Source organism: Sulfurovum sp. (assembly GCF_049668085.1).
Classification (GTDB): Bacteria; Campylobacterota; Campylobacteria; order Campylobacterales; family Sulfurovaceae; genus Sulfurovum.
This window is the reverse complement of the sequence record NZ_JBATIY010000076.1, coordinates 1-12,950: the sequence shown is the minus strand read 5'-3', so window position 1 is coordinate 12,950 and position 12,950 is coordinate 1. Positions and strand designations below refer to the sequence as shown.

At 35.8% G+C, this 12,950-nt stretch carries 12 protein-coding genes; 4 read left to right on the top strand and 8 right to left on the bottom strand.

Features of this window, described 5'->3' with window-relative positions; genetic code table 11:
- The 4 genes from WBM70_RS04725 to WBM70_RS04710 form a co-directional block, all read left to right on the top strand.
- The coding region (locus tag WBM70_RS04725; protein ID WP_424557358.1) for a succinylglutamate desuccinylase/aspartoacylase family protein at positions 1-324 on the top strand (324 nt) is incomplete at its 5' end.
- A 9-nt stretch (positions 325-333) separates the two neighbouring features.
- Complete coding sequence (locus WBM70_RS04720; RefSeq protein WP_424557357.1) at positions 334-1,257, top strand: glutaminase; 924 nt, start codon at positions 334-336, stop codon at positions 1,255-1,257.
- A gap of 121 nt (positions 1,258-1,378) precedes the next feature.
- Positions 1,379-2,191 carry a polyphosphate kinase 2 gene (locus tag WBM70_RS04715; RefSeq protein ID WP_424557356.1) on the top strand — a complete coding sequence of 271 codons (813 nt, stop codon included), beginning with the start codon at positions 1,379-1,381 and terminating at the stop codon, positions 2,189-2,191.
- Between the two features lie 100 nt (positions 2,192-2,291).
- Positions 2,292-2,543: a hypothetical protein gene (locus WBM70_RS04710; RefSeq protein WP_424557355.1), complete on the top strand. Its 252-nt coding sequence runs from the start codon at positions 2,292-2,294 to the stop codon at positions 2,541-2,543.
- A gap of 108 nt (positions 2,544-2,651) precedes the next feature.
- On the opposite strand, the gene WBM70_RS04705 is transcribed toward WBM70_RS04710, so the two are convergent.
- From WBM70_RS04705 to thiI, 8 genes are all read right to left on the bottom strand, one after another.
- Positions 2,652-3,602 (bottom strand): alpha-L-glutamate ligase-like protein, encoded by a 951-nt coding sequence (locus WBM70_RS04705; RefSeq protein ID WP_424557354.1) that lies wholly within the window; start codon positions 3,600-3,602, stop codon positions 2,652-2,654.
- A gap of 3 nt (positions 3,603-3,605) precedes the next feature.
- Positions 3,606-5,135 carry an inactive transglutaminase family protein gene (locus tag WBM70_RS04700; RefSeq protein WP_424557353.1) on the bottom strand — a complete coding sequence of 510 codons (1,530 nt, stop codon included), beginning with the start codon at positions 5,133-5,135 and terminating at the stop codon, positions 3,606-3,608.
- 12 nt (positions 5,136-5,147) lie between these two features.
- Positions 5,148-5,705: an ATP-dependent zinc protease gene (locus tag WBM70_RS04695; protein ID WP_424557352.1), complete on the bottom strand. Its 558-nt coding sequence runs from the start codon at positions 5,703-5,705 to the stop codon at positions 5,148-5,150.
- 91 nt (positions 5,706-5,796) lie between these two features.
- Positions 5,797-7,641 carry a mechanosensitive ion channel family protein gene (locus tag WBM70_RS04690; RefSeq protein WP_424557351.1) on the bottom strand — a complete coding sequence of 615 codons (1,845 nt, stop codon included), beginning with the start codon at positions 7,639-7,641 and terminating at the stop codon, positions 5,797-5,799.
- A gap of 99 nt (positions 7,642-7,740) precedes the next feature.
- Positions 7,741-8,922 carry a calcium:proton antiporter gene (locus WBM70_RS04685; protein ID WP_424557350.1) on the bottom strand — a complete coding sequence of 394 codons (1,182 nt, stop codon included), beginning with the start codon at positions 8,920-8,922 and terminating at the stop codon, positions 7,741-7,743.
- Positions 8,923-8,941: 19 nt separating this feature from the next.
- Positions 8,942-10,306: a magnesium transporter gene (gene mgtE, locus WBM70_RS04680; RefSeq protein ID WP_424557349.1), complete on the bottom strand. Its 1,365-nt coding sequence runs from the start codon at positions 10,304-10,306 to the stop codon at positions 8,942-8,944.
- A gap of 212 nt (positions 10,307-10,518) precedes the next feature.
- The gene (locus tag WBM70_RS04675; protein ID WP_424557348.1) at positions 10,519-11,316 is read right to left on the bottom strand and encodes a CorA family divalent cation transporter; all 798 of its coding nucleotides are present in this window, start codon (positions 11,314-11,316) and stop codon (positions 10,519-10,521) included.
- A 126-nt stretch (positions 11,317-11,442) separates the two neighbouring features.
- Positions 11,443-12,909, bottom strand: a complete 1,467-nt coding sequence (gene thiI / locus WBM70_RS04670) for a tRNA uracil 4-sulfurtransferase ThiI (RefSeq protein WP_424557347.1) — start codon at positions 12,907-12,909, stop codon at positions 11,443-11,445.
- Between the last annotated feature and the right edge of the window lie 41 nt (positions 12,910-12,950).

Sequence of the window (12,950 nt, the reverse complement as noted above, 5' to 3'; positions counted from 1 at the left end):
AAAACTTCTATATCTAAAAGCAGTACCTGGATCCGTCCCCAAGAGAGTGGTATGAGACAAACTATAAAGAATCTCGGTGATGCTGTGCAAAAAGGAGAGGTCATTGCAAGGATTCATGAAATGTATGAGAATCAGGGATTTGATGTACTAGCTCCTTTTGCTGGTATCATTATAGGAAAAACACAGATCCCACTTATTCATGAGGGGGATGCTATTTTTCATATTGCAGCATTTGATGATCTTAAAATAGTTGAAGAGCGTATGGAGCCTTTTCATCATGAAAGCCTAATGGAAACACCGCTTCAAGATGAAACAAAAATATAAAAAGAAAATATGAATTATCAATTAATTTTAGACGAGATTGCCCATGAGGTTTCTTGCTTATCAAACAAAGGGAAAGTGGCAGATTATATTCCTGCATTAGCTAATGTAGATCCTGAACAATTTGGAATGTCACTAACGCTTTTTGATGGTACTCAATACAGTGTTGGAGATTCTAACACACTTTTTTCTATTCAAAGTATTTCAAAAGTCTTTACATTTACACTTGCACTGAAATTTTATAGTACAAATTTATACAAGCGGATCGGACGTGAACCTTCCGGAGATCCATTTAATTCACTTGTACAGCTTGAGTATGAACATGGGATCCCGCGAAATCCATTTATTAATGCTGGAGCCATTAATGTTACAGATGCTCTAATAAGTTATTTTGGAAACAGTACAAAGGCTTCTGAAGAGATATTTCAGTTTATTAGAGATATATCAGATGAGACTTCTGTTAATTGTAGCAAGATTGTGGCAACTTCAGAAATGGATCATGGTTTCCGTAATATGGCATTGGCCAATCTTATGAAAAGTTTTAACAATCTTGATAATGATGTATATGATATTATACAAACTTATTTTAGACACTGTGCTATTGAAATGAATACAAAAATGCTCTCAAGGGCAATGCTTTATCTGGCCAATCACGGTGTCGATCCGATCAATGGGATGGTGCATATTACTGAGCAACAGGCAAAGCGTATTAATGCTGTAATGCTCACTTGTGGGCATTATGATGCCTCTGGTGATTTTGCTTTTCATGTTGGGTTACCCGGTAAAAGTGGTGTCGGCGGAGGTATTGCTGTTGTGGTTCCCCAAAAGATGGGGATATGTGTTTGGTCACCAGGTTTGAATGCGCAGGGAAATTCTCTTTTGGGAACTATAGCTTTAGAATTATTTGCGACAAAAACAGGGATGTCAATTTTTTAATGAATATGAATTAGGACAGAAGAATATAAAATATTTTAGACCAATATATTTGCTTTTAGTTAAGAGAACATATGATATAAGCTCAATATATTTATGAAAGAAAATAATAATGGAAAATACATTGAATAAAGAATTAATAGATAAGCTTCAGGAAGAGAATAATGCGCTTCGCCATCGTCAAAATGAGGCAGATGTATATTACACAAGGATGAAAGAGCTTGAAGTATATCAGGCAGAACTCATCAAGTTACTTACAAAGATAGAGGAGAGGTCAGAAAAAGTGGTTATCCTTTTTGAAGGAAGAGATGCTGCTGGAAAAGGAAGTCTTATTGGAACTATCGCACAGTATCTTAACCCAAAACACTGTCGTACAGTTGCATTGGGAAAACCTACCGATGAAGAGAAGTCACAATGGTATTTCCAAAAATATATCAAACATTTTCCTAGGGGTGGTGAGATAGTTCTTTTTGATCGTAGTTGGTATAACCGCGCTATGGTTGAACCAGTATTCAGGTTCTGTACACAAGAGGAGTATGAACTTTTTTTAGATACAGTGATCCCTTTTGAAGATTCATTTATTAAACATGGTACACGCCTTATAAAAATCTATTTGAGTGTGACAAAAGATGTACAAAATGAACGTTTTGAAAGACGTCGTACTGATCCTCTTCGTCAATGGAAATTAAGCGAAATAGATATGCAGGCACAGGCAATGTGGACTGAGTTTAGTCAAAAAAAGAGACGTATGCTTGAAAAGACTCATACACCTGAATCTCAATGGCATATTATTCGTTCTGATGATAAGCACAAAGCACGTATAGAAGCGATGAAACTTATCCTAAGAGAACTTTGTACACATGAGAGTGAAAGTCAAATAGATCTAAAAGCAGATGAGGATATTTTACTCTCTGTAGAAGACGAATTATTTCGTTAATTTATTTTGTTTTAATTTAAGTTTATTTTTAGCTCAAAATCCAAAATTATAGAATATAATTTCTTTTGTGAATAGGATTTTATTATATAAGAGAGAAAAAATGACCTTTGATGAAATTAGGTTTGCATTGGAAGTAAATGGTGTCGAAAAAGAAGATAGTGAAATGCTTTTAGCATACTGTCGTAAATCAGGTAAAAACTATGAAAAGCTTGATGAAATGTTAATTGATATGGGTTATGTCAAAGTTTTTACAGATGAGTTTTTTGGCTGGGATAATCCAGAGGAAGAAGATTTTGATGATGAGTACTTCTCAATTGAAAAAAATCAACATAAACATGTATGGGAGGAATAAAAAGTTTTAGTCTTAGCGTACATAAAAACTTTTTCTTTGATATGAAAACCCATAGTGCGTCATCATAAAAATGATGCACACTTCTATAGAAGATATGTAGTTGCTCAGTTATGTATCTTGTTTTGTTCCAAAATGATTCATGGAGAACTTAACTCTCTGTGAAATATCAAGCCCTTCTGGTTGTTTATCTATCACATCATAACGTTTTACAGCACCGATCCTATTGGCGATCTGTATGGCCAAACCTGGACGCGCGTTAAGTTCCAAGATCAATGGGCCTAGGTTTTTATCAAGGACGATATCTACACCCAAGTATCCCAAGTGGGTGACTTCATAGCATGAGGCTGCTAAAGTGAGTATTTTCTCCCAGTATGGTATTTCAAGCTCTAAAAAATCATAACCTGTATCGGGATGATGAGTTATGGGCTTGCCATGCTGTACAGAAGAAAGAGATTTGCCTGATGCCATATCTATACCAACACCTACGGCACCCTGATGTAAATTAGCTTTTCCGTCACTTTCTCTGGTCGAACATCGTAACATAGCCATAGCAGGGTAGCCTTTATAGATAATCACTCTGATATCCGGAACACCCTCATAGCTATAACGTTCGAAAATTGGGTCAAATTCTACCAATGTCTCAATCATAGCAACATCAGGTTTCCCTCCAAGAGAGTAGAGACCACTTATAATGTTAGATATGTCACGCTGAATATCTTTAAGCCCCAATCTCTGTCCATTTGGCTTAATGAATTCATCTCCTTCACGTTTCATGATCACTAAAATACCTTTTCCGCCACTTCCTTGAGCGGGTTTGATAACGAATTTATCAAGACCGGTCAACATCTCTGCTAAGTTACGCAGTTGTGATTGGCGTTCAATCGTTACAAGTAGTTTAGGGACAGCAATATTGGCATTTTGTGCAACCACTTTGGTCTTGAGCTTGTTGTCTACTAAAGGGTAATACTTACGATCATTTTGCGCACCAATATAGTAGATATTACGTTTATTCATACCCAATATACCCAGTTTTTTAAGTTTAAAAGGGTTAGCAAACATGTATCAGTCCGCCATGGATCTAAAACGGATGAGTTCGCTTACACGGTAACCGCTGTAACGTCCCAACATGATGGTTAACGCCAGAACTACCAGGAGTAACTCTGGGAAGTTAAAAGCAATATGTGAAACAAGAGGATAACTCATGACAAAATAGGCGAAAACAGCTACTATCAAAGAGCCGCCACCTTGAATGAAAACCTCTTTGGCCCCTTCTTCTTCCCATAGTATTGACATCCTTTCTATTGTCCAAGCTAGGATGATCATAGGGAAAAATGTAACGGTGAGTACCTCCTTGATACCAAGTTTAAAACTCAAAATACTCATAAATGACATAATAAGGATAACCACGATCATCACAGCTGAGATCCTTGCCACCAGTAACAAGTTAAGATTGCTTAAATATGATCGAATGATCAATCCCATCGCTACGATCAATATAAACATTATTAATCCGGCAACTAGCGTTGTTTCCATAAACGCTAATGCTATTAAAACAGGCATGAATGTCCCCGATGTTCTCAATCCACCCAATACCCTCAGTAAAACTACTACCAATGCACCAAATGGAACCAGTAATATATGTTTGTATGCATTCTGTTCAGAAACAGGCAATGAGAAGAGAGAAAAGTCCAACACTGCAGCCTTCTTTAAGAGCTCTTGTTTATCAACAAGATATTGTACAGGTACTTGACGTTCATTCAAAGAAAAACGCATATGGGATTTTTTTGCTCCCGTTACATCTATGAGTGAGTCACCGCCTTGCTGCCAAATAAAAAAGTTTTTATCAAGTGTGACTTTTCCTTTTTTTAGATCATAAAGTTGCCATTTGTTTCCATCATATACTTCCAGCATAGGTGTTAATGCAATATTACGTCGTTCATTCTCCAAATAGAGTCCATGAATCTTACGTACTAATATTTTTCTATATCGCAAAAGACGAGTGATAATGTCAAGTTTGCTTTCACCTGCTTGTGCAAGAAGTATTTTTACTGTTTGAGAAGGCTCTTTTTCATTAAAATCATGAATCAGTTGCGCAGCAAAGGAGTGTGTGTCTGCTGATCTGAATCGTACATCATCCAGAAGTATTTTTGCTGTATTTCTTAAGGTGTCAGGAAGATCACTAAGTGTTTCAGTTTCTTGCTCAAAAGAGACAATAGGTAATTTAGGTGAGTATTTACCAGATTCTATTAATACTTCAATAGAATAGTAAAGTATTTGAGGTCCTGTAACCTTTCTCTTGCTCCATTCTGCTCTTTTCCCTGTTTCTGTTTGCGCTTCAGCATAACCGAAACCCGAAGATGCCATATCTTCAGAAAGTATCTGAATCCCTTCTTGAGGCTCAGGTAATGCCATTGATACCAGGACAGGTTTATTCTTCCCTTCAAAGGAGATCTCTGCACCTATTTTATATACGGAACGTTTTTCATGCGGCAAGAATGGTATCCCAAGTACACCAACTTTATACCAAACAATAAAAAAGCCTGTTAGAGCTAAACTAAAGGCAATGAGTAATACTTGAAATCTTCTAGACATGAAAGCCCCTTATTATTTAGGTAAGACCATAGGTTTAAGTCGATACTTTTTTGCAACATCAACAATAAAATAATCACGCAGAAAATTACGTCCGATCAGTACCGGATACTTATAGTCATCTCGATCATTCAAGTTGACAGGAATGAGTTGAGAGACATCACCAAGTATGATACGCATGTTTACAACATAACGGTCCTGTGACTCCTCCCCATGACGTTTTATCAGTACAGTTTTAAGCACTTTTCTTTCAATAGTATGTTCCTTTTCCCCCGCCACACAGACAAAGCGCACCCACTGTTTTCCATCACGTTCAAAAGGCGTAATGTTTCGTGCATCAATGGATGTGGTTTTGGCACCTGTATCTATACGTGCTTTAAGTATGACATTCGGAGGAACAAGTCGAACATTTTCTACAGCACCAATGACATGTTTAGTGTCTGACTTCTCTGTATTGACATTTTCAAATGTACTATTTTGTACTATTGCCTCTTCTTTGGCATTAAGAAATAATGTAGCAGAAAAGATAAGTAAAAATAGTATACTGATTCTCCACCTTATTTGTAGCTTCATATGTTATTCTCCATTAAAAAATATATTAAATTATATCATACTAAATACCCATCTGCATGTATGATTAAACCATTATCCTATGATTGCAAAATTAAATAGTCTGTGGGGCATCATCATCTTTTTTTTGCCCACTTTTTTTTACATGCAGATCCAACTGAGGGAAAGGTATCTGAATATGGTGTTTATTGAGTGCAGCATAGATGAATTTCAGAAAATCTGATTTTGTGCCTGAAGGTTTAAGAGTAGCTTGTCCTCTTACCCATACAATAAGTTCATAGTCAACAGAGCTTGAACCCATGGCGGTCATCCAAATAGATGTTGTATATTTAGCAGGCTTTGTGACATAGGTAAGATTTGAGAGCTTAAGTTCTTCTAATATCACTTCTTCTACTTTTTCATTAGGCGTACCATAGGCAACAGAAAAAGGGATATGTATTCTTCTAATATCATTTTCCAACGTCCAGTTGATAACATTGTTCTGAATAAAAGAAGAGTTGGGAATAATGACATCGATATTGTCATTGGTTGTGATCGTAGTGGAGCGCATTTTCATGTCACTGACTGTACCACGAATAGTATCTGAGATTTCTATATAATCTCCGAGACGGATAGTTCTTTCAAACATTAGAATAATACCAGCAGCAAGATTAGAGACGAGATTTTGTAAGCCAAAACCAATACCTATTGAAAGTGCTCCTGCAATTAGGCCTAGGTTGGAGAAATCAAGTCCTATACTCTTTAGTGCAACTAATAAAGTAATAAATGCAATAAGATAGTAGCCGAAACTGGATATCATTTTAGCAGAAGAGGTAGAAAGTTTTTCCTTTACGGCAAGATTCATGATTTTTCGTTTATAAAATGCAGCTAACATAAAACCAAATATCAGGACAAGAATTACTTTAATTATATCTATTATGGAAATATTTCGTTCATTAAAAACAAAAAGGGATTCAGTGAGTTTATTGTATGTATAATCATAAAGACTTTCCGCACTTTCCTCTACATTTGAGAGGGCAAGTGCCACGTTGCCTGCTTTTTCTTTGAATAATGACTTGAGAATAGTACGTTTGAATGCATAGTATCTCATAAGTTCCGGTGTAAGTGTAGCCAAATCTATTTTCCCAGAATTGAAAAGATCAAGTGATGTTTGGTTTTCACCTTTTTGCAAGTAGGCTAGAGATAGAAGTATGTTTTGATCTATTTTTGTAGTAAGTGCAGCCATTCTGTCCATTGTATTGGTTAGAATCTTATCGCTCAAAACTTTGGAGATACTTTTTTGATGTATAAGTTCGCGCTCTTTTGTAAGATTTAAGGCAACGGCTTCTTGTTCAATAGTAGGGAATCTTTTCTCTGTTTCAGTCATATTTTTCTTTAATGCTGGAATCTCAAAGAGAACTCTTTGTAACGCTTGATTAAAAGCTTTTTCTCCTTCTTCTACTAAATTTTCATATGCTTTGATGGAAAGGCTATTACTATTTCCCTTAAGTTTATACAATGCATATTGTAGTTGGTATAGCAGTAAGTTTTTTTTATCTTCAGTTGTGATATTCTGGATACTTTGACTTAAATATTTCCGTTTAGATTGCATATTGGATTGTTCTTCTTTTAAAATATCAATCGTAGCATAAGTATCTGCAAGAGCATTAAGATAGGAAAGATAGTTTTCAGCTCTGATATTTTGTCCATCTGTCAAAAGTGCATTAGGTAGAGGATGAATTTTTGATTTAGAAGAAAGCATGTTTTTTAGATTTTCCAAGATCATTCGTTCAGTGGCAATACGCTCTATATCTGCTTGGTCTAGTGACTTTTCTTTCTCAATAAGTTTTTCCACTTCTTCATAATATGCTATTGTATTGTTACCCTCATAGAGTTTTGTATCTATATCAGCAGCATATAAAGAGAAGGTGCAAAGAAATAAGAGGGTTAAGAATTTCATAAAATACTTCTTTTCTAAAATTATAGCATATATAGTAAGTTGTGAAGAGTTTTCATACTTGCTTTATTAATTGCTTTTTTATCATCTGCTAACTGCCTATTAATAATAGGCAGCAATAATGGCATAACATACAAAGAACATCAAGTGTGCTAAACCTTCAAAATAGTTGGTATGCCCTTCTTCTGTACTTTTCCATGCCAAGATAACAGTCATAATTAAAGCTCCTACTTGAAGCGGGTTAAAGTCTAGCATGAGATTGATTCCACTCATATATGCCAAGGCTAACAAAATAGGAACAGTTAAAAGAATGGATACCACTGAAGCACCCATGGCAATGTTCACAACCCTTTGGATCTGGTCATTTCTTGCTGCTTTGATAGCAGTGAATATTTCAGGTGTAACTGCAACAATCGCAATGATCAAACCTGCCAGTCCTGCTGATACACCATACTCTTTAGCCAATTTTACACCATCCGTAGCAAACACTTCTGCACCAAGTGCTATAAAGGCAATGACTATAAATATGACACTAAAATTTCCAATATTGTTGAAACTTTCAAATACATAATCACTACGCTCATTTTCATCAATCTCTTGATCTTCTGTCTTCATTTTCCTTTTAAGTCTAAATATTCTACTTTTCGCTGTTGCCTGGAAAAAGTGTGTATGGGTTCTCGTTTGAAAAATAAAGATAATAATATAAAAAGCCATGAGTACACCAGCAATAATAACACTTGTTTCTTGAATCACTGCCTTACCATGTTCTGACTCACTTAAAAGACTCGGAACTAAAAGTGCCAAGGCTGTCACAAACAAGATAGTCGTATAAGTACTTGAAGTCTCTTTGTTGTGTTGCTGTTCTGTAAACTTAAGACCACCGATAAATACAGCAAGTCCCAAAAGTACGTTCATATCGACTATAACTGCTGAGATAATACCACCCTTTACAGTCTCAACAACTTCAGGAGAATGCACAGCTTCAAGTAAGATAATATACAGAAGAATAATTTCTACAATAACAGCAGAAAAAGTAAGAACCATGCTACCATAAGGTTCTACTAACCTTTCAGAAAGTATCTCAGCTACTTCAGAAACCGTTAAAGAAAGTGCAGCTATACCTATAGCTGCGAGTGCTGTAGCGATACCACCATAACCACTTTTATGCATAAAGATAGCTGCAACAATAGCCATAACACCTAGAACGATATCCCAGTAATCTTGTACGTAGTATTTAAAATTACTACTGTATTCTGCTATACTGTTTTTACTGTCTGTTCCCATATAATACTAATCCTTTGATTTATAATAATATAACAGTTGCCAAACCAAGGAAACTGAAAAAACCAACAACATCTGTAACCGTTGTCAAAAGTACCGTTGAACCAATAGCAGGATCAATACCAAACTTTTTAAGTGCTAAGGGTATGGTTGCACCAAAAAAACCTGCTGCAAAGAGGTTGGCAACCATTGCCATGGCAATGACAAGACCTAACATAGGCAGATCAAACCATAAATATGCAATGATACCCATCACTACACCATAAAGTAACCCATTTAAGAGAGCAATGGAAACTTCTTTGATAATAGTTTGTCGAGCCTCGTCTCCAGCTATTTCACCCAGTGCCATTTGTCTTACTGTAACTGTCAATGTTTGTGTCCCTGCATTACCACCCATCGATGCTACAATAGGCATCAAGATAGCCAGTGCAACCAAAGACTGAATAGTTTGATCAAATATTCCGATTACTAAAGAGGCAGCAATCGCAGTAAATAAGTTTAACCCAAGCCAAATAGCTCTTGATCTACTGATCAGCCAGAAGTTCTGTTCCTGTTCAGCATCATCATTAACCCCGGCAAGATTATAGATCTGACCTGTTGCCTCTTCAGATATAATATCATAAATATCATCGGAGGTAATTCGACCTACAAGTATGCCTTGATCATTTACTACTGGAATAACACTAAGGTCATAGTTACTTACAGCTTCAACTACTTTTTTAATATCATCATGGGGATCTATAGAAACTGTGATCTTACCTTCATCATTGATGACATCTCTATATAACTCTTTTGGACCATGGAGTATGAGATCTTCGAGGGGGACCATACCTACAAATATATGTCCATCTGAAACAATAAAGACATGATGAACATTATCAATCTCATTATTTTCTTTCATCTTTTTAAGACGCAAGATAGAATCACCAATCTTTTCATCAATATGCGCCTCAAAGATCTCTGCTTGCATATGAGAACCGGCTTCATTTTCTTCATAAGAAATAAGCTTCTCTATCGTATCTCTGTCTTCTTCTGAAAGATTAGATAAAATGGCATCTGCTTTTTTCTCATCCATATCTTCGATATTTTGGATGAGATCAGCTGCATCATTAGTATTTAGTTCTCCCGCTAGTCTTGCAAGCTTCTTTGGACCAAATCTTTCATAGATCTCTTCCTGATCTGATTTTGGGAATTCAATGATGACTTCAGCCAAAAGTTCTCTGGGGAGTTTATTTAAAAACTGTGTAAATGTTTCTTCATCAATCTTTTTAATAGTCATTAGAAGATCAGCGACTTCATATGGATGGACATCAAGGTTTGCACCTTCAATATGCTCACTAAGATATTTTTCTAAAGTCTGAACTTGTTCTAATATTTCATCGGACATACGCTTCCTTCATATATGTATACTTATATATAGATCCTCTTAATTAAGAATGCAAAATCAATACTTAAGTGTCATTTTTCTCATGGGCTAAGCTACTTAAAAAGTGAGGCATTTCACCTGTTTAGGTTATGCTCCATTTATAGAGATGAAAGTTTATCACATAAATTTTTTTTATGGCTTTATGTGATGTAAAGAATATGAAACAATTTCTGTCATGCTCTTTGAGATCTTTTATGCCATATTAAAACTGCAATGAAGGTCAGAATACTTAGAGAGAACATCAAAGAAACAACATTGATCGTACCGGTTTGCTCAGGTGAAGTAAAGGGTAATCCACTTGTGTTCATTCCGAAAAAACCAACCAAAAGATTTAGAGGAAGGAAGACCGCAGAAATGATGGTAAGAATATAAATCATTTTATTCATCTTGTCGTTGGATCGGGCACTATAGAAGTTATAGAGATAATCCAGTTTAGAAAGCTGATGTGTTGCCGAATTCAAAATTCGCTCTGTATGTTCGTGAATATCTACATAATGATTCATTGGAAAATCTGTCGTATCTTGATAATGATGTATCATCTCAAGTAGCATTTCAGAAGTTCTTTCAAGTATCCTTTGAATGAGTAAAATATCTCGTTTAAGACCTATCCAGTCTGTCATAAAATTCTCTATATTCTTGTTCTCATATAGAAGTTCTTCCATGTCTACAATCATACTCCGATACTTTTCAAAGGATTTTAGAAGTGAATCTATCATTGGGTCAATGATTTTGTACGGTCCAATGAAATGACCTTCAAGCAATTCAAACTCTTTTTTGTCTCTATTAAATAAAAAACTATTTTGTCCTTCAATGACAAATCCAAAAGTTTGGGCTTCTAGCTTTTCACCTATTACAGGCAGACGAACAATGAGCATATCATACTCATCATTCTCATCAAATATTGACGGATGTGCAACATTATGTAAATCTTCTAAGTGTAGTGCATCTAAAAATTGTTCAAAATGTTTCATAGTTAAAGACCTCATATTAAGTATAACTATATTGTAGCTAATATTTTTTTGAAATGGTGTTTAAGGTCTTATCAGGCCAATTAGAATATTTTTTAAATCTTATAAAATATATAAGTCTATAAGGTTTTAAGCTTTTGGTCTGTAAACCCTAACGTTCATAACATTTTCTGCATCACGAAGGTATTGAGCATGTAGCTGACTCATGACACCTTTATCACAATAGAGCAGGTACTCTTTATCTTGTGGTAGTTTCTTAAATTCTGTTTTGAGTTTATGAAAAGGTATCTTAATACTTTTGCATGGGGTTTCTATGCATTCATCTTCTGCACGGATGTCTATCACCACATAATTCTCATCACTTAGATCATGAATGACCTCTATAGGTGCTGCATTGGTTACATCATCCACGATCTCATCTACATAGATCTTTTGTGCATCTTCAACTGCTTTATCTAAAATGCTGTAATCAAAACGTTTTGCTTCTTTTTCCATTCGTTTATACGAACCATGTGTAATCGGATTTTTAGATATCACACCACAATACTCAGGCATATTCTCTGCAAAACGGCGTGTACCGATCTCACTGGCTATCTTTATGATCTCCGGCTTATTCATCGTTGCTAGCGGTCGTAATATAAGTTTATTTGTCACCTGGTCTATAAGTGCAAGGTTGCGCAGTGTCTGACTAGAGACTTGTGCAACACTTTCACCCGTTAGCAATGCATCTATCTCCATCTCATCCGCCACTTTTTCAGAAGCAAGGAGCATAAGACGTTTAAGTGTCACACCCATGTATGATTCATGTGTAGAACGAAATATCTCTTCGATAACAGCATCGAAAGGTACAGAGATGAAAGATACACGATGCGATGCACCAAACTTGGACCACAGGTAGAGTGCAACCTGTTTTACACCTATTTCATGTGCTATACCACCTAAATTGAAAAAGATAAAATGGGTTTTGATGCCTCTCTTCATCGTTAAATAACTGGCGATCGTAGAGTCAAAACCACCTGACATTAGAGAGAGTATATCACCTTGAGTACCTAAAGGAAAACCACCGAGTCCTACATGCTTTATAGTGATGATATTCAGTTGGTTATTAATAAGTTCTAGACGTATGGTCACTTCAGGATCATGAAGGTCCACACCTTTTACTTCATTGTGTGCCAGCATATATCCGCCTACTGTTTGTTCTATCTCAGTAGATCTAAAAGGGTGTTTACCTGAACGTTTTACACGGACAACAAAAGTCTTTCCTATGATCTCTTTTGCCATAGTTTCATTCACCTTGACTTTTATCTGCTCAAGTGTTTCCATTCCATCAAACTGTAACGCTTCAAGTACTTGTTCTATGCCGGGAGTGTCAAGCAGTGTTTGTCGTACCTCTGGAAGTACTTCGATAGGGGTAACAACTTCTAGTTTGTCAGAAAACTTTTTAACTGTGATCTCAGTACTGTATCTGCCTAAAAGATTTACAAGATTGTTATAAAGCTGTCCAACCATTTGTCTTTTGGCAGAAGAACCTTTGACCATAATTTCAGGAAAGAGCTTTAAAATGAATTTTTGTGTTTTTGCTGACGTGTTTTCCACTATTGTATAACCTTATTATTGTATGGGTAGCATTATAACAC

What these genes read in the sequence shown, in the direction of transcription:
- WBM70_RS04720 (WP_424557357.1), top strand. Translation starts at nt 334, where the DNA reads ATGAATTATCAATTAATTTTAGACGAGATTGCCCATGAGGTTTCTTGC.
- WBM70_RS04710 (WP_424557355.1), top strand. Translation starts at nt 2,292, where the DNA reads ATGACCTTTGATGAAATTAGGTTTGCATTGGAAGTAAATGGTGTCGAA.
- WBM70_RS04705 (WP_424557354.1), bottom strand. Translation starts at nt 3,602, where the DNA reads ATGTTTGCTAACCCTTTTAAACTTAAAAAACTGGGTATATTGGGTATG.
- WBM70_RS04700 (WP_424557353.1), bottom strand. Translation starts at nt 5,135, where the DNA reads ATGTCTAGAAGATTTCAAGTATTACTCATTGCCTTTAGTTTAGCTCTA.
- WBM70_RS04695 (WP_424557352.1), bottom strand. Translation starts at nt 5,705, where the DNA reads ATGAAGCTACAAATAAGGTGGAGAATCAGTATACTATTTTTACTTATC.
- WBM70_RS04690 (WP_424557351.1), bottom strand. Translation starts at nt 7,641, where the DNA reads ATGAAATTCTTAACCCTCTTATTTCTTTGCACCTTCTCTTTATATGCT.
- WBM70_RS04685 (WP_424557350.1), bottom strand. Translation starts at nt 8,922, where the DNA reads ATGGGAACAGACAGTAAAAACAGTATAGCAGAATACAGTAGTAATTTT.
- mgtE (WP_424557349.1), bottom strand. Translation starts at nt 10,306, where the DNA reads ATGTCCGATGAAATATTAGAACAAGTTCAGACTTTAGAAAAATATCTT.
- WBM70_RS04675 (WP_424557348.1), bottom strand. Translation starts at nt 11,316, where the DNA reads ATGAAACATTTTGAACAATTTTTAGATGCACTACACTTAGAAGATTTA.